The sequence below is a fragment of the Lentzea sp. NPDC036955 genome (assembly GCF_055608005.1).
The window spans coordinates 231,271-247,772 of sequence record NZ_JBVJRC010000008.1; the positions used below are offsets into that span (position 1 = coordinate 231,271).

14 protein-coding genes are annotated in these 16,502 nt (G+C 72.3%); 10 read left to right on the forward strand and 4 right to left on the reverse strand.

Annotated features, from left to right (window positions below):
• Nucleotides 1-73: 73 nt before the first annotated feature.
• Complete coding sequence (locus tag ACZ7CF_RS27900; protein ID WP_360392071.1) at nucleotides 74-895, forward strand: MerR family transcriptional regulator; 822 nt, start codon at nucleotides 74-76, stop codon at nucleotides 893-895.
• Here the strand turns inward: ACZ7CF_RS27900 and ACZ7CF_RS27905 are convergent.
• The 4 genes from ACZ7CF_RS27905 to ACZ7CF_RS27920 are packed head-to-tail and all read right to left on the reverse strand — an operon-like array spanning nucleotide 861 to nucleotide 6,384.
• Nucleotides 861-1,958, reverse strand: coding sequence for an MFS transporter (locus ACZ7CF_RS27905; RefSeq protein WP_458431044.1), 1,098 nt, complete (start codon nucleotides 1,956-1,958; stop codon nucleotides 861-863). The two genes, ACZ7CF_RS27900 and ACZ7CF_RS27905, sit on opposite strands and share 35 nt — an antisense overlap.
• Nucleotides 1,959-1,962: 4 nt before the next feature.
• Nucleotides 1,963-3,723: an AfsR/SARP family transcriptional regulator gene (locus ACZ7CF_RS27910; RefSeq protein ID WP_458431045.1), complete on the reverse strand. Its 1,761-nt coding sequence runs from the start codon at nucleotides 3,721-3,723 to the stop codon at nucleotides 1,963-1,965.
• Complete coding sequence (locus ACZ7CF_RS27915) at nucleotides 3,695-5,077, reverse strand: AMP-binding protein (RefSeq protein WP_360392063.1); 1,383 nt, start codon at nucleotides 5,075-5,077, stop codon at nucleotides 3,695-3,697. The genes ACZ7CF_RS27910 and ACZ7CF_RS27915 overlap by 29 nt, the downstream gene beginning before the upstream one ends.
• Entirely contained in the window at nucleotides 5,074-6,384 is a 1,311-nt protein-coding gene (locus tag ACZ7CF_RS27920; protein WP_360392060.1) for an MFS transporter, read from the reverse strand. The genes ACZ7CF_RS27915 and ACZ7CF_RS27920 overlap by 4 nt, the downstream gene beginning before the upstream one ends.
• A gap of 239 nt (nucleotides 6,385-6,623) precedes the next feature.
• Here ACZ7CF_RS27920 and ACZ7CF_RS27925 point away from each other — a divergent pair, with 239 nt between their 5' ends.
• The 9 genes from ACZ7CF_RS27925 to ACZ7CF_RS27965 are packed head-to-tail and all read left to right on the forward strand — an operon-like array spanning nucleotide 6,624 to nucleotide 16,348.
• Nucleotides 6,624-6,845, forward strand: coding sequence for a phosphopantetheine-binding protein (locus tag ACZ7CF_RS27925; protein WP_360392057.1), 222 nt, complete (start codon nucleotides 6,624-6,626; stop codon nucleotides 6,843-6,845).
• Between the two features lie 20 nt (nucleotides 6,846-6,865).
• Nucleotides 6,866-9,919 (forward strand): non-ribosomal peptide synthetase, encoded by a 3,054-nt coding sequence (locus ACZ7CF_RS27930; protein WP_458431046.1) that lies wholly within the window; start codon nucleotides 6,866-6,868, stop codon nucleotides 9,917-9,919.
• The gene (locus tag ACZ7CF_RS27935) at nucleotides 9,919-10,608 is read left to right on the forward strand and encodes an alpha/beta fold hydrolase (RefSeq protein WP_360392053.1); all 690 of its coding nucleotides are present in this window, start codon (nucleotides 9,919-9,921) and stop codon (nucleotides 10,606-10,608) included. The genes ACZ7CF_RS27930 and ACZ7CF_RS27935 overlap by 1 nt, the downstream gene beginning before the upstream one ends.
• A complete protein-coding gene (locus ACZ7CF_RS27940; protein WP_458431048.1) occupies nucleotides 10,605-11,294 on the forward strand; it encodes an SDR family NAD(P)-dependent oxidoreductase in 690 nt (229 codons plus the stop codon). Before ACZ7CF_RS27935 ends, ACZ7CF_RS27940 begins: the two co-directional genes overlap by 4 nt.
• Nucleotides 11,282-12,436, forward strand: a complete 1,155-nt coding sequence (locus tag ACZ7CF_RS27945) for a glutamate-5-semialdehyde dehydrogenase (protein WP_470370951.1) — start codon at nucleotides 11,282-11,284, stop codon at nucleotides 12,434-12,436. Before ACZ7CF_RS27940 ends, ACZ7CF_RS27945 begins: the two co-directional genes overlap by 13 nt.
• Nucleotides 12,429-12,698, forward strand: a complete 270-nt coding sequence (locus ACZ7CF_RS27950; RefSeq protein ID WP_360392046.1) for an acyl carrier protein — start codon at nucleotides 12,429-12,431, stop codon at nucleotides 12,696-12,698. The genes ACZ7CF_RS27945 and ACZ7CF_RS27950 overlap by 8 nt, the downstream gene beginning before the upstream one ends.
• On the forward strand, nucleotides 12,695-13,951 hold the full coding sequence (locus tag ACZ7CF_RS27955) for a TrpB-like pyridoxal phosphate-dependent enzyme (protein ID WP_458431049.1): 1,257 nt from the start codon (nucleotides 12,695-12,697) through the stop codon (nucleotides 13,949-13,951). Before ACZ7CF_RS27950 ends, ACZ7CF_RS27955 begins: the two co-directional genes overlap by 4 nt.
• Before the next feature lies 1 nt (nucleotide 13,952).
• On the forward strand, nucleotides 13,953-14,936 hold the full coding sequence (locus ACZ7CF_RS27960) for an acyl carrier protein (RefSeq protein WP_470370952.1): 984 nt from the start codon (nucleotides 13,953-13,955) through the stop codon (nucleotides 14,934-14,936).
• Entirely contained in the window at nucleotides 14,933-16,348 is a 1,416-nt protein-coding gene (locus ACZ7CF_RS27965) for a class I adenylate-forming enzyme family protein (protein ID WP_360392038.1), read from the forward strand. The genes ACZ7CF_RS27960 and ACZ7CF_RS27965 overlap by 4 nt, the downstream gene beginning before the upstream one ends.
• The last annotated feature ends 154 nt before the right edge of the window (nucleotides 16,349-16,502 follow it).

Below are 16,502 nucleotides of genomic sequence, written 5' to 3' on the forward strand. Positions count from 1 at the left end.
GCGCACCCGGCGCGCTGTTCAAACCATCATTTCTTGACCCTGACACCGTGTCAGCCCCTACACAGGAGCAGTCGTGTTCACCATCGGAGACTTCGCCCGGCTGGGGAGGGTGTCGGTGCGGATGCTGCGCCATTACGACGCGGTGGGGCTGCTCCCGCCGGCTCACGTCGACCCCGGCTCCGGCTACCGCTTCTACACCGTCGCCCAGCTGCACCGCCTCAACCGCCTGGTCGCGCTGAAGGACCTCGGCCTGACCCTGGAACAGGTCCGCGTCGTGCTAGACGACCAGCTGTCCGTCGAGCAGCTGCACGGGATGCTGTCCCTGCGGCGGGCCGAGCTGCGCCAGCGGATCGTCGCGGACGAGTCGCGGCTGCGGCGGGTCGAGGCACGTCTCCGCGCCATCGAGAGAGAGGGCGCCATGCCCACCGACGACGTCGTCGTGAAACCCGTCCCGTCCGCGCGAGTGGCCAGGCTGAGCGCCACCGCCGCCTCCTACGGGCCCGAGGACATCGGCCCGGTCATCCAGCCGCTGTACCCGGAGCTGCTGTCACGGGTGGAACGCGCCGGGGTGCGGATCACCGGCTACGGGATCGCGACCTACGAGCCTGCCGAGGGGGACTCCGTGCTGGTGCGGGCCGGTGTCACCGTGTCGGTCGAACCGTCGGACGCCTACGACTTCGAGGTCGTGGACCTGCCGGCGCTGCCGCAGGCGGCGACCGTTGTGCACCGCGGACCGATGGACGACGTCGACGTCACCTACCAGACCGTGGCGACGTGGATCGAGGCCAACGGCTACCGGCAGCTCGGGTTCGCCCGCGAGGTGTACCTCGACTACGGCGCGGGCGACCCGGCGGGCTGGGTCACCGAGCTGCAGCTGGAGATCTCCAAGCCGTGACGGTGATCACGGCGGCCAGCGCGAGCAGGCCCACCGGCAGCGAGGCGACCGCGGCGAGCCCGCCCACCAGGAGCGGGCCGCCCGCGTCGCCGAGCTCGCGGCCCACCTCGGCGCTGCCCATCGTCTGGCCGAGGCGTTCCTCCGGAGTGGACCTGGCCAGCGCCGCGAACGCCAGCGGTGTCACGACGCCCGTGCCCGCGCCGATCAGGACGGCGGCCGTGAACGCTCCCGGCAAGCCCGGAACCAGTGCGGCCGCGACGAAACCGAGTGCGACGGCCAGCAGCGCGGGGCGCGGGCTCGTGATGCGGCCCGCGTCGTACGCCCGGCCGGCGCGGGGCTGCACGACGGCCGCCGTGAGCGCCAGCACCGAGACCGCGGCACCGGTGACGACCGGGCCGTGGGCCGCCGCGGCGACCGGGAGGAAGCCGACGCCGGTGGCCAGCGCGGCGGTGGCGGCGGCGAGTGCCGCGGTGGGGCGCAGGAAGTCGCGGCGGGACAGGCGCCGCACCAGGTCGAGCACGGTCTGCCCGGTGCGCGGCAACGGTTCCAGCCGCGGGACGGTGAGCGACCACAGCGCGACGGCCACCGCCAGCCCGGCCATCGTCAGGAACAGCACGTCGAAGCCGCCGAAGTGGATCAGCACGCCGCCGAGCAGTGGACCGGCGGTGTAGCCGATGCCCTTCCACGCGCCGTAGCGGCCGAACGCCCGGCCGCGCGCGGTGTCCGGGGTCAGCCTGGCCACCAGCGCACTGGCGGCGGGGGAGAACGCGGCGGCGGCCACGCCCTGGCCGAAGCGGGCCACGGCGATGCTGTCGACGAGCACGAACGACGCGGAGGCGAGGGCGAACGCCAGCAGGCCGCCGAGCAGGACCGGGCGCGGGCCGACGCGGTCGGCCAGCGAGCCGAAGACGGGTTTCAGCACCACCTCGGCGCCGTCGTAGAGCGCGAGCAGCAGACCCAGGGTGAGCAGGTCCGGCTCCAGGAAACCCAGTCCGGACGCGACGCCGTGGGCGCCGAACGCCGTCACGAAACCGGCCGCGCACAACGGCCACACGCTCTTCACGTGCCTAAGTCTGCTGGCCGCCGAGGAGGTGCGCCACGGCCCGGTGCAGCCGGTCGGAGCGGTCGTGCAGGCCGAGTGACCGCAACGTCGCCAGCTCGCCGCGGTACCAGGCCCGCCGGTCCGCGGTGGACCGCCGCTGGTCGACCAGTGCCACGTAGTGCTCGACGACCCGGGAGATCGCCGCCGACGCGTCTCCCTCCTGCCGTTCCCGGGCGAACAGCCGGACCAGGTCCGGCACCCGGTAGCGGTCGATCGTCACGCTCTCCAGGAGCCCGGCGTCGATCAGCCGCTCGGCGATGAGCGACGCCTCGGTCTCCGACCGCCCGATCAGCGCGCCGATCGTGTCGGCCGCGACCACCGGCAGGTCCAGCGCGCCCAGCAGCCGCAGCGCCGAGCGCTCAGCCGTGGCCAGGCCGTCCCACGCGCCCGCCAGCCGGTCGCGCACGCTGGTGTCCTGCCACGACAGCAGGTCCAGCCGCCGCCGGGGGTCGGCGAGCCGCGCGGCGAAGTCGGCCAGCGACCAGTCCGGCCGGGTCGCGAGGCGGTCACCGGCCAGCCGCAGCGCGAGCGGCAGCCGTTCGCACAGCCGGGCGATCTCGGCGGCGGGTCCCTCGCGGTCGCCGACGTGCGCCCGCAGCAGCTCCGCCGACGCCGCGCCGGACAACCGTCCCAAGTGGACATGTGCACGGCCGGGCACGCCACGCACCGGTCCCCGCGACGTCACCAGCACCCCCACGCCGGCCGGGACCACGCCCACGTCCGGCACGTCGTCGAGCACCGCCAGCACGCCCGGCGGCAGCGAGTGCAGCGCCTCCGCGGCCGAGAAGTGCAGCACCCCCACAGGGAAGTGGGCGGCGACGGAGAACGCGGCGTGCGCGGCCAGCGCCGTCTTGCCCACGCCGACCGGGCCGTGCACCGCGCACACCTGTCCCGCGGCCAGCAACCCGGCCACCGCGGCGATCTCGCGCGACCGCCCGATGAGCAGCCCGCGCGGCGGCGGGGTGCGCGGCCGGGCCCGCACGGGTGCGGGGCCCAGCAGCGACGGGTCCTCCTGGAGGATGCGCTGTTGCAGGTCCCGCAACGGTTTTGACGGTTCGATTCCCAGCTCGTTCACGAGCAGCCGGCGCAGGTCGCGGTAGGTGCCGAGCGCGTCGGCCTGGTGCCCGCACTTGTAGAGCACGAGCATCAGGTGGGCGTGCAGCCGTTCCCGCAGCGGGAACTGCGACACGAGCAGCTTCAGCTCCGGCAGCAGCGCCTCGTGCCGGTCGAGCTTGATCTCGGCGCCGATCCGCGCCTCGACGACCGACAGCTGCGACTCCTCCAGCCGGGCCCGCTCGGCCAGCACCGACGGCGTCAGCGGCACGTCCGCGTACGGCACGTCGCGGAACACCGCCAGCGCGCGGGTGAACGCCGACACCGCCTCCTCCAGGTCGGAGGCCGCACGTCCCTGTGCCACCAGGGTTTCGTAGTAGTGCACGTCCATCGCGCCGGACGGCACGGCCAGCTGGTAGCCGGGTGCACGGGTCAGCAGCACGCCGTCGTCGCGCAGCGCGTGCCGCAGCCGCCACACGTACCCGGCCAGCAGCCCGGAGGCGGACGCGGGCGGGCCGTCCGGCCACAGGTCGGAGATCAGCCGCTCGGCCGGCACCACCTGGTTGGCGTTGAGCAGCAACGACGCGAGCAGTGCGCGTTGCTTCGCCGACCCGATGGCGCGCCACGACGAGCCGTCGAAGACCTCAACCGCGCCGAGGATCCGGAACCGCACCCGTCACCTCCCCGAGGTCGGCGGCGAGCCTGCGGCGGTCGATCTTCCCGTTGCCGTTCAACGGGAAGCCGGAGACCGGGGAGAAGGTGCGCGGCACCATGTAGGCGGGCAGCTCGGTGGCGACCAGGGTCTCCAGCTCGGCGGGGGAGGCGGTGCCGGTGTAGACGGCGTGCAGCTCGCCGACTGCCAGCACCACCACGTCCTGCACCAGCGGGTGGCGCCGCAGCACCGACTCGACCTCCCCGAGCTCGACCCGGTAGCCGTGCACCTTCACCTGGTCGTCGAGCCGGCCGTGGTGCACCAGCACGCCGTTCTCCCACCGCACCCGGTCGCCGGTGCGGTAGCGGCCGCCGAGGAACCGGCCGACGTTCTGCTCGGGGTCGAGGTAGCCGGAGAAGCACTGCGAACCACCGACGCAGAGCTCCTCGTCCTCGGTGACCTCGTAGGACAGGTGCGGGTAGACCTCGCCGATCGGCACGGTCCCGTTGGAGGTCACCGGCCACACCTCGGGCAGCCGGTAGCCGGTGCAGGTGACGGTCAGCTCGGTCGGGCCGTAGAGGTTCTCGATCGTCGAGGCGGGTGCCGCGGTGGCCCACACCCGTGCCGCGTCGAGCGTCAGCTGCTCGCCGGCGAAGAGGCTCCAGCGCAGCGACGGCATGGCGTTCGGCCGGAGCTGGCGCAGCCGCCGGGCCAGCGAGATCACCGACGGCACCGAGAACCAGTGCGTGATCTCGTTGTCGTTCACGAACCGCACCGGCGCCATCTTGTCGTCCGGCCGCGCGACGACGACGGACGCGCCCGCCGACCACGCGACGAACATGTCGAAGACGGACGGGTCGAAGGTCAGCTCGAAGGTCTGCGACAGCCGCGAGTCCGGCGTGACGCCGTACCGGGCCACGTTGAAGTCCAGGTACTCCAGCACGTTCCGGTGCCGGATCGGCACGCCCTTGGGAGAGCCCGTCGAGCCGGACGTGAACAACGTGTAGGCCACGTCGTCCGCGTCGCCGTAGTACGGCTCCTCCCAGGGCTTCCCGGTGCCCACCTCCGACACGACGTGGGTCACCGAGGCGGCGGAGCAGATGGCCGCCACCCGTGCGGCGGGCCAGTCCGGGCTGATCGGCACGACACCGGCACCGAGCCGCAGTGCCGCGAGGTAGCCGACGTAGGCGTCGACGGTCCGGGTGGCCGTGACCCCGACCGCCGCGGGCACACCGCCCGCGTCCCGCACGACCTGCGCCGCCGTGCGCAGCACCAGGTCGTGCAGGCCGGCGTAGGTCCACGACGAACCGGCGACCAGCGCCACCGCGTCGGGGTGGTGCTGGGCCGTCGTGGCGAAGCGCTGCCAGAGGGTCACGCCTTCGCCTCCTCCGGCTTGTCCTTCTTGTCCACGCCGTCCGCCTCGTCCTCGTCCTCGTCCGGCTGGTCCACCGCGGCCACGGCCTCCGGCGTGACGACCAGGAAGAACGGGACGACGATCGCGAGGCACAGCGCGGCGAAGATGCCGAACGCCCAGCGGTAGCCGGCGAACTGCGCGATCACACCGGACAGGAACGCCGCGATCGGCGAGGCACCCCAGGCGATCATGCGCGCGGCGGCGCTGTAGCGGCCCATCATCTCGGCGGGCACGAACGTCTGCGTGATCACGCGCGAGTTCGCCGTCCACATGACACCACCGGCACCCGCGACGAACGCCGCCGCGCCGATCACGTACGCGCTGCCCGGCTCGGCCGGGAGGAACGCGGGCGCGGCCACGAGCGCGAACGAGCCGATGATGTCGACGAACATCGACCAGCGCCGGCCCAGCAGCTTGTTGATCCACCCGACCAGCAGCGACCCGACCACACCACCGGCGCCGAGCCAGGTGAGCAGCAGACCGTACTGCTCGGCGGACAACCCGAGCGGCCCGCCGACCGCGTACACCGGGATCAACGCGAGCCAGGCACCCCAGCAGGCCGCCATCACGGTGATCATCATCGACATCGTGCGCAGCAACCTGTTGCCGAACAGGAAACCCAGGCCGTCCTTGATCTCCGCGTTCACCGACTTGCGCTCGGTCGTCGGCTCCACCTTGAACTTGCCGACCAGCGAGATCAGCAGCAGGGCGCCGAGGGCGTAGACGATCCCGGAGACGCCGAACGCCACCGCGAAGCCCGCCGCCGTCAGGAAACCGCCGATCGGCGTGCCCAGGAAGCCGTTCGCGAGGTACTCCAGGCCGGTGATCCGCTCACTGACCTTCTGCCAGCGCTTCTTGGGGATGGCGTTGGGCAGGATCGCCGCGCCGGACACGCCCGCGAGCACGTCGGCGAGACCGAGCACCAGCGCGACCAGGTAGATCAACGGCAGGTTGACCATCTGGAAGAAGTACGCGAGCAGGATCGCCGCGACCGACAGCGTGCGGGCGATCTCCGCGGCCATCATGAGCGTGCGGCGGTCCATGCGGTCGACGAAGACGCCGATGTGCAACGAGGTCAGCAGCCACGGCAACGTCATCAGCGAGGCCACCGCGGTCACCACGATCGGCGAGGTCGTGATGCCGACGGTGAGCAGCGGCAGGGCGACCCTCGTCACCGCGTCGGCGATGTTCGTGGTGCCGGTGAAGGCCACCAGCAACCATTCGTTGCGGCGCGCCGTGGCAGGACGCAGCTCGTCGGGTGAATTCACGGCAGTTCCCCGTCCGTAGGGCCATTTGGTTTGCGAATGGGCAGCTCGGAAAACGTGATGCCGGGGCTTGTGAACCGGTGTTTTCGCAGGTGGTGACCGGTCCAGCGAGCGCGCACGAGCTACCTCTCCATTCCAGGGTGACTCACTATTACCCGACGTCGAAGGCCTGTCCAGCCCGTACAGCGACATTCCATCCGGCGAACATCGAGAAAACATCGGCGACGCTGAAGCTTGCGCTCATGTCCGACCTGGATTCGGTGATTGCCCGGTACGCGTCGACCGACTTCGACGACTCGACCCCGCTGCTGGAGGCGGGCCTCGAGTCGCTCGCGCTGCTGCGGCTCGCGGTCGAGGTCGCGACGGACGACGACGCGGAGATCGACGCCGCACGGCTCGTCGACCTCCGCACGGTGGGGGACCTGAAGGGCTGGTTGCGCGACTTGGAGGGAGCGGCGCAGTGACAACTCCTTATGGGCTGCCCATGACGGAGTCCCAGAAGGGACTGCTGGTCGTCGACGCGGGCGCGCCGGCGGACTCCGTGCTGTACAACCAGCTCGTCCGCCTGGACGTCGACCCGGCGCTGAGCGACGAGGCGGTGTCGCGGGCGCTGCTGACGCTGGTGACGATCCAGCCGGCGATGCGCGAGGTGTTCGCCGCGCTGCCGCAGATGCACGCCTCCCTCACGCCGCCGCCGGTCGTGGTGCCGATGGAGCGGGTGACCGTGCAGCCGTGGGAGTTCGAGCAGGCGGTCGCGGAGGTCGCGGAACGGATCGGGCGCCCGACGTTCGACCTCGCGCGCGGCCCCGCCTACCGGTTCGCGCTCGTCCGCGCGTCCGACGGCAGCGCCGCCGCGATCCTGCTGGCGGACCACCACATCATCCTCGACGGCATCTCGCTCGGGCCGTTCGTGCGCGACCTGGAGGCCGCGCTGGCCCAGCCGCTGTCGCGGGAGGAGCTCGCGGCCAAGCGGGAGGCGCGGGAGACCGCGTTCCGCAAGGAGCTCGAGGCGCAGACCCGCAGCGCGAGCCCGGAACGCGTGGCGGAGCGGGCGCAGGAGTGGGCGGCGCAGCTGCGCGAGGTGCCGCCGCTGGTGCTCTCGCCGCGGCCGGGCCGCCCGTCCTACACCTCGTTCACCGGCGCGCGGATCAGCTGGACCATGTCCGAGGCGGAGGGCAGGGCGCTCACCGACCTGTGCCGCCGGCTCGACGTGACGCCGTTCGTGGTGTTCAGCGGCATGTACGGGCTGGTGCTCGCGCGGCACGGCAACGTCGGCAGCGTCCTGGTCGGCAGCCCGTTCATGGCCCGGCGCACGATCGGCGCGTTCGACCTGTGCGGGTTCTTCGTCAACACCCTGCCGGTCACCGTCGAGGCCGAGTGGTCGCGCACGGTCGACGAGCACCTCGGCAAGGTGGTCAAGGGAGCGGTCGACCACTGCCGGTCCAATGTGGACATCACGTTCAACCAGCTGGTCGCGCACGCCCGCCCGGAGCGCTCCAGCAACCGCAACCCGCTGTTCTCCGCGATGCTCGCCATGCAGGACACGTTCTCCGAGTCGCGGGGCTCGGTGCTGCGGGTGCACGAGCTGGGCAACGGCAACGCGAAGTTCGACCTGTGGCTGGGCGCCACCCCGGTCGACGGGCGCTGGCAGTTCGAGCTGGAGTACGACCGCGAGCTGATCTCGCCGGCCACCGCCGACGGTCTGCTCACGTCGCTGCGCTCGGCGATGCGGCGGGCGCTCGCGGACTCGTCGGTCGCGCTGGCCGACCTGTTCACCGACTGGCCGGTGCCGCGCACCGACGGCTGGCACCGCCCGATCCCGGACGGCTCGTTCGCGTCGATCATCGAGGACGTCGCCGCCGACCGGCCGGACGCCGTCGCGATCGAGACGCCGGACCGCGCGTTCTCCTACCGCGAGCTGGTCGCCGCGGCCCGCCGGGTCGCGAACGGCCTGGCCGCCAGGGGGATCGGCCCCGGTGACGTGGTCGGCCTCGTCAACCAGGACCTCGCCGACACCACGATCGCCATCCTCGCGATCCTGCGCCGCGGCGCCGCCTACCTGCCGCTCGACCCGACGCTGCCCGACGAACGGCTCGCGTACATGATCGAGAAGGCGGGCTGCGCGTTCGTCCTCGGCCGTGACGCCGAGGTGTCCACACTGGACGGACCGGACGCCGAGCTGGTCGCGAGCACCGAGCACCCGGTGTACGTCATGTACACCTCCGGCTCGACCGGCAAGCCCAAGGGCGTCGAGATGGGCCACGGCCCGCTCGCGAACCTGACCTCGTGGCAGCTCGCCGCGCTGCACATGGACGCCGACACCCGGTTCCTGCAGTACGCGCCGCTCGGGTTCGACGTGTCGTTCCAGGAGATCGTCCCGACGCTGGTCGCGGGCGGCACCATCGTCTCCCGCGAGCCCGCCGACCGCCGGATGTTCCCGGCGGTGCTGAGCCGGATCGCCTCGACCGAGGTCACGCACGTGTACCTGCCGGTCGCGGCGCTGCGGCCGCTGGTGCAGCTGGCGAACGCCCGCGGCGTCGTCCTGCCGCACCTGCGCTACCTGTGCGTCTCCGGCGAGCAGCTGATGGTCGACGACGAGGTGCGGACGTTCTTCGAACGCCACCAGCACTGCGTCCTCGTGAACCTGTACGGACCCACGGAGACGCACGCCGTGACCTCGCACCGGCTGTCGTACCGCAGCCACGAGTGGGCCGCGCACGTGCCGATCGGCCTGCCGTACCCCGGTGTCGAGGCCTACGTCGTGGACTCGACCGGGCACCTCGCACCGCCCGGGGTGGTCGGCGAGCTGTACCTGGGCGGGCTGTGCCCGGCCACCGGGTACGTCAACGACCCGGAGATCACGGCCCAGCGGTTCGTGCCGGACCGGTTCGCCGGCGGCGGCACCATGTACAGCACCGGTGACCTGGTCGTGCGCGATGACGACGACGTGCTCACGTTCCTCGGCCGCGCCGACGACCAGGTCAAGATCCGCGGCTACCGGATCGAGCTGGGCGAGATCGAGACCGTCGCGAACCGGTGCCCCTCGGTGCACCAGGCCGTCGCGGTCGTGCGCGGCGACGGCGTGGACCGCGAGCTGGTGCTGTTCGTCGTGCCCTCCGGGCAGCTGGACGCCGACGCGATCAAGGCGGAGATGTCGCGGTCGCTGCCGTCGTACATGGTGCCGGTGTGGGTGTTCGAGCTGGACACCGTGCCGACGACGCCGACCGGCAAGACCGACAGGGACGCGCTGGTGGCCCGCAGCGACGAGCTGCTCGTGGCACCGGAGGAGCCGGAGACCGTCGAGTACGAGGACGAGCTGGAGCGCGAGCTGGCCGGGATCTGGTCGGGGGTGCTGAACGTCGAGCCGATCGTGCGCGACCGGCCGGTGCTGGAGTACGGCGCCCACTCGCTCACGATCTTCACCGTCCTCGCCGAGGTGCAGGAGCGCTACGGCGTCCCCGTGCCGATGATCGACTTCTTCGGCTCGCCGACCGTCGCGACGCTGGCCGGCCTGGTCCGCGCCGGGAAGGCGGGCTGATGCTCGGCCGGCTGATCACCCTCGTGCGCCGCGGCGACCGGCCGTCCGCGGTGCTGCTGCCCGGCGCCGGCGGCGGGCTCAACCCGTACCTGCGCCTGGCCACCCACCTCGGCGAGACCCACAACGTGCACGCCGTCCGCGCGGCCGGCCTCGTCCCCGGCGAGGAACCCGAGCACACGATCGCGGAGATGGCCGAGTCGGCGGACAAGGCGCTCGCCGAGGCCGGGGTGGACCCCGCCCTGGTGTTCGGCTGGTCGCTCGGCGGCACGGTCGGCTGGGAGCTGTGCCAGCGGCTCGCGGGCGCACCGGACCTCGTGGTGGTCGACAGCTCACCGCTGCCCCGCGTGTCCACCGCGGAGGACGACGCGGAGCTGCGCGAGTTCATCGTCGGCATGCTCGGCCCGCGACCGGACCCGGACACGGCCGACCGCGTGCGGGCCACGTTCGACACGCAGGTCGCCGCCCTCGCGGAGTACCACGGCACCGGCACCCACGCGGGTCGCGTGCTGGTGCTGATGTGCCGGGACGACGACTTCCGCGACCGGGAGGCTGCGGCGGCGCGCTGGCGCGAGCTGGCACCCCACCTGGTCGGCGGCACGCTCGCCGCCTCGCACTACTCCGTCTTCGACCCGGCACACCTGCCGGAGCTCACGGCACGACTCGACGCTTTCCTGGGGGTGCGGGCATGAGGCTCGCTGTGGTGAGCGGGGGAACCCGCGGGATCGGGCTGGCGCTGAGCCGGCGCCTGACCAAGCTCGGCTTCGAGGTCGTCGCGCTGTACCGCTCGGACGCCGCGGCCGCCGAGGCGTCGGGACTGCGGACCTACCAGGTGGACGTGGCCGACCCGGACGCGGTCGCCGTCGTCGCCGACAAGATCGGGCCGATCTCGGTGCTGGTGAACAACGCCGGGGTCAACATCGACCGGCCGTTCCTGGAGATGTCCGTGCAGGACTGGAAGACCGTCGTCGACACCAACCTGTCCGGTGCCTTCTACCTGACGCGGGCGTTCGTCCCGATGATGGACGACGGCACCGTGATCAACGTCGGTGCCACGACCGGCATGCGGGCGCGGGCCAACGGCGCGAACTACTGCGCCGCCAAGGCCGGCCTGCTGCACCTGACCAAGTGCCTGGCGCTGGAGCTCGCGCCGAAGATCAGGGTGAACTGCCTGATCCCCGGCATGACCGAGACCGACGAGCTGGTCACCCGGTTCCGGCTGGACGACCCGGTCGCGCGGGCCCAGGTGATCTCCGAGATCCCCGTCGGCCGGATGGGCACCGTCGAGGACGTCGCCGACGGGCTGGAGTTCCTCGTCAACGGCACCTACGTGACCGGGCAGAAGCTGATCGTGGATGGTGGCCAGTGGATGTGGTGACGCGTGCGGCGCAGGCCAGAGCGGCCGCCCCGCCCCCCGGCGACGACCGGTACGCCGAGTACTGCTCGGAGCTCGCCGCCGGCCTGACGAAGGACTGGACGCGGGTGCTCGCCGCGAACGCGCAGGACGTCGAGAGCTCGGGGCTGTCCGGGGAGCTGCTGGACCGGCTCACGCTGGCGCAGCGCCACCTCGACGTGCTGGTGCGGCTCACCGAGGACGTGCGCGCCGAGCTGCCGCGCGTGACCGGCCGGGTCGGCAACCGGATCGCCAAACCGCTCGGCGTGGTCCTGATGATCTACGAGGCGCGGCCGACGGTCACGATCGAGGGCGCGCTGCTGCCCGTCGCGGTCGGCAACGCCGTGATCCTGCGCGGTGGCAAGGAGATGGCGCTCACCAACGCCGAGCTGGGCCGGATCGCGGCCGAGGCGGCGGTACGGGCCGGGCTGCCGGAGGGCGTCGTCCAGGTCGTCACCGACCACGACCGGCGCGTGGTGCGGGAGCTGCTGAAGCGGCACGACGCCATCGACGTGCTGATCCCGCGCGGCAGCCCCTCGCTGATCGACTACTGCCTGTCCGCGTCGACGATCCCGGTGATCGCCTCCGGCGGTGGCGTGAACCACCTCTACGTGGACGCCAGTGCGGACGTCGACCTGGCGGTGGCGATCGCGCTGGACAGCAAGCTGCCGGAGCCGACGGCGTGCAACACCCTCGAAATGGTGCTGGCGCACGAGGACATCGCGCCCGCGTTGATCGAGGCGTTCGAGGCGGCGCGCGACGGCTGGGCGTTGAAGCTGGAGCTGGACCCGCACGACCACGGCCGCGAGTTCCTGGACCGCACGATCGCGCTGCACCGGGTGTCCTCCGTGGACGACGCGGTCGCGCACATCCGCCGGTACGGGTCCGCGCACACGGAGGGCATCGTCGCCTCCGACCGCGAGGTGGTGACGCGGTTCCTGAACACCGTGGACGCGGCGGCACTGGTGGTGAACGGGTCGCTGCGGCTGCACGACGGCCCGACCATGGCGCTCGGACCGGAGCTGTCGATCAGCACCGGCCGGCTGCACGTGCGCGGACCGGTGGGCCTGTCGGCGTTGCTGACCCACAGCTGGGTGATCGAGGGGGAAGGGGCGCTCCGTGGCTGAGATCAGGGCGGCTGAGATCGGGCACGTCGTGAAGAAGCTCGTCATCCGCGAGTCGCGGCTGGCGCTCGACCCCGCGGAGCTGGCCGACGACGAGCCGTTGAACGGGTCGCTGCTGCGGATCAACTCGCTGGGGTTCCTCGGCATGCTGGTCAAGCTGGAGGACGAGCTGGACGTGACGCTGCCGGACGACCTGTTCGCCGGCCGCAAGTTCACGACGGTGGCGGACATCGTGGACGTCGTCAGCGCGGCGGTGGCGGAATGATCACGCACTGGCGGAGCGTTCTGCCGCACCTGGGCCACGACCTGCCGCCGGACCTGACGCCGGAAACCTCGTCCGGCGCCGTCACGGCGGGCCTGCCGCTGGAGCTGGTGCGCCAGTCGGTGTCGGCCAAGGAGTACTGGGAGATCCCGGAACCGGTGCTGGAGCGCTACCGGACCTACCGGCCGTCGCCGCTGTGGCGGGCCCGGCGGTTCGAGGAGGAGGTCGGCGCCCGCGCGCCGATCTACGTGAAGTACGAGGGCGGCAACATCTCGGGCAGCCACAAGCTGAACACCGCGCTGGCGCAGGCCCACTACTACCACCGCGCGGGGTTCCGCGAGCTGGTCACCGGCACGGGTGCCGGGCAGTGGGGGACGGCGCTGGCGGCGGCGTGCGCGGCGTTCGGGATGACCTGCACGGTGTTCATGGTCGGCGGGTCGTTGCGGGACAAGCCCTACCGGGGCAGCCTGATGCGGCTCTTCGGCGCCGAGGTGCACGCCTCGCCGAGCACGCTGACGTCGGTGGGCCAGTCGGGGCAGCAGGCGAACAGCCTGTCGCTCGCGATCGGGGAGGCGGTCGAGTACGCGGCGGCCGACCCCAAGCGGGCGTTCTGCATCGGCTCCGGCGAGACCTACTCGATCCTGCACCAGACCGTGATCGGACTGGAGGCGGTCGAGCAGCTGGACGACGAGGTCGGCGTGGTGGTCGGCTCGGTGGGAGCGGGCTCGAACTTCGGCGGCATCGCGCTGCCGTTCTTCGCCCGCGGCACTGGTGAACGGCTGCTCGCGGTCGAGTCGTCGGCCACGCCGAAGCTGACCCGCGGGGTCTACGCCTACGACCACACCGACGCCACCGGCACCGGGCCGGTCGAGGCGATGTACACGATCGGCTCCTCCTACTCGATCCCGCCGTCGCACTCGGCGGGGCTGCGGTTCCACGGCGCGGCCAAGGTGATCTCGGCGATGCGGCACCACGGTCAGGTGGACGCGGTCGCGGTGGGGCAGCGGACGGCGCTGGAGGCGGCACGGGCGTTCGCGATGACCGAGCTGGTGCTGCCGGCACCGGAGTCCGGGCACGCGCTCGCCGCGGCGATCACCGCCGCCGCGCAGCCGGGCAAGGGCGTGCTGGTGTGCGTCAGCGGGCACGGCCTGCTCGACCTCTCGGCCTACGACCGGCTGCTCGCCGGCCTGCCGGAGGACGCACCGGCCGACGAAGAGGCGCTGCGCGCAGCCGTGGCCGGACTGAGGAGGATCTGACGTGCCGAGCGACTTCAGCGGCCTGCGCGCCGAGCTGATGGACTGCCTCCAGGTCAACCTGGCGATCCTCGCCGACCTCCGGCACGGTCCCGGCAGCCACGTGGCGCTGGGTGCCGAGCTGACCGGTGAGTCCACACTGGACCGCCGGCTCGACGAGGCCTCCCGCCTGCTCGGGTTGCAGGTGGTGAAGCGGCACGACGACGCGGTGCTGCGCGACCGGGCCACCGACGAGCTGCAGTACGCGGTGGCCGACGCGTTCGACCTGAGCTGGGTGCCGTACGCCGGCCACCAGCACATGGAGCACAGCTTCCTGTTCCGCGACGACGGCGACGCCTGCGAGGTCGTGGACGGGTACCACAACGGCACGCAGTGGGGAAACGCCCGGCCGGGCGTGTGGCGGGTGTCGTGGGACGAGCTGCCCAGGGCCACCGTGGTCGAGCTCGCGTTCGGCGAACTGCCCGCGCAGCAGGCGATCTCCCCGTTCGTGAGCACGGTCGACGTCGAGGCCACGTGCGCCGACGTCGAGCAGATGGTGCTCGACATCTGGCTGCTGGCGCGCTCCCGCGGGCTGCACGCCGTGTGGCTCGACTCGGCGGCGTTCGAGGAGCACGTCCGCGAGTGGAACGTCCTGGCGGCGCACAGCTACGTGGCGATGCGGCGGGTGCTGCGCGGCGGTGCGCTGGTGCCGAGCGTGGCGACCGAGCTCGCCCGGTTGCTGGCGCGCGACGAGGAGCTGACGCGCGTGCGGTCCGTCGTGGCGGCCGAGCTGAGCGACGTGCTCGGCAACCGGGTGCACAGCGGCCGGACACCGTTGCGCGAGTTCCCCGGGTTCAGCTCGTTCCGGCTCGTGGACGTGATCGAACGGGTCGAGGCGCGGCTCGGCGTCGAGGTGGCCGCCGAGGCGCTCACGCCGGAGAGCCTGCGCGACCTGGACTCCCTGTGCGTGCTGTTCACCGGGTCGGCTGCTGCGGGGAGCGCGAGATGACGTTGCTGCACGAGTTCCTCGACCGCGCGGCCCGGTCCCGGCCGGACTCGCTGGCCGTCGGCCACGGCGACGCGACGCTCACCTACCGCGAGCTGAGCCGGGCCAGCCGCCGGATCGCGACCTGGCTGCACCGCCAAGGCGTCCGGCGCGGTGACCGGGTGGTCGTCGTCGTCCCGGTCGACCTGCTGGTGCCCGCCCTGCTCTACGGGTGCGCGCGGGCGGGCGCGGTGTTCAGCGTGCTCAACCCGCAGTCGCCCGAGGTGGCGATCGCCCACGTGGTCGCCGACTGCGAACCGGTGCTCGTGCTGCGCGACCTCGACGAGGTCCGCAGGGCGGTGGAGGGCGGGGACGAGGAGCCCGTGCCCGGCCCGATCGCGGTCGACCCGGTGTGCCTGGTCTACACCTCGGGCAGCACCGGCATGCCGAAGGCCGTCGTGTCCACGCACGCGCAGGTCGTGTTCGCCGCGCAGGCCATCCAGTCGCAGCTGGAGTACCTGCCGAACGACACCGTGTTCTGCGCGTTGCCGCTGGCCTTCGACTACGGGCTCTACCAGGTGTTCCTGAGCACGCTGGCGGGCGCGCGGCTGCAGCTGGGCAGCGCAGCGGACGCCGGCCCGCAGCTGGTGCGGCACCTGCGGGCGTGCGGTGCGACCGTGCTGCCCGCGGTGCCGGCGATGGCGGCCGGGCTCGCGCGGATGCTCGCGCGGCCGGGGACGCAGCCGCCGGCGTTGCGGCTGTTGACGAACACCGGTGCGGCCATGCAGCCCGAGGTGATCGCCGAGCTGCGCCACCTGGTCCTCGGCCTGCAGGTGCAGCTGATGTTCGGGCTCACCGAGTGCAAACGCGCCGCGATCATGCCGAAGGACGAGGACCTGCGCCGGCCGGGAGCGTGCGGGAAAGCGTTGCCGGGCACCGAGATCCTGGTCGTCGACCCGGACGGCACACCGGTGCCGGTCGGGGAGGTCGGCGAGATCGTGGTGCGCGGGCCGAACGTCATGAGCGGCTACTGGCGGCGTCCCGAGCTGACCGCCCAGCGGTTCCCGCGCGACGAGGGCCTGTTCCCCAAGCTGCGCACCGGCGACTACGGGCGCATGGACGCGGACGGCTACCTGTACTTCGTGGGCCGGCGTGACGACATCTACAAGGAGCACGGCTCGCGGGTCAGCGTCACCGAGGTCGAGGCCGCGGCCCACCGCGTCCCCGGCGTCGAGGCGGCGGCGGTGCTGCCCCCGGCCAGCGGGCAGCACGGGGCGACGTTGTTCGCCGTCACCGCACTCACCTCCGAGCAGGTGCTGGCGTTGCTGCGCGAGCAGATCGAGGACGCGAAGGCGCCGCGGGCGTGCGTGGTCGTGACCGAGATCCCGCTGACCCCCAACGGGAAGGTCGACCGGAAGAGGCTCCAACATGCCTGACCAGGTTCTCCCGTCTCCCTTCCACCCCCTGCTTCCGCCGGCATCTGCAAGTACCACCAACTCAACATCAACAAGCACTTTTCCACTGCCGACAGTGCTTCCGGCCGCCCGCGGGCGCAGGCCTGGTCCGAAGGGCGGCGAGCATGTCGGTGGT

Excerpts from the sequence above, each read along its gene's own strand:
- ACZ7CF_RS27925 (WP_360392057.1), top strand. The coding sequence starts at position 6,624 with ATGTCCGACCTGGATTCGGTGATTGCCCGGTACGCGTCGACCGACTTC.
- ACZ7CF_RS27930 (WP_458431046.1), top strand. The coding sequence starts at position 6,866 with ATGACGGAGTCCCAGAAGGGACTGCTGGTCGTCGACGCGGGCGCGCCG.
- ACZ7CF_RS27935 (WP_360392053.1), top strand. The coding sequence starts at position 9,919 with ATGCTCGGCCGGCTGATCACCCTCGTGCGCCGCGGCGACCGGCCGTCC.
- ACZ7CF_RS27940 (WP_458431048.1), top strand. The coding sequence starts at position 10,605 with ATGAGGCTCGCTGTGGTGAGCGGGGGAACCCGCGGGATCGGGCTGGCG.
- ACZ7CF_RS27955 (WP_458431049.1), top strand. The coding sequence starts at position 12,695 with ATGATCACGCACTGGCGGAGCGTTCTGCCGCACCTGGGCCACGACCTG.
- ACZ7CF_RS27965 (WP_360392038.1), top strand. The coding sequence starts at position 14,933 with ATGACGTTGCTGCACGAGTTCCTCGACCGCGCGGCCCGGTCCCGGCCG.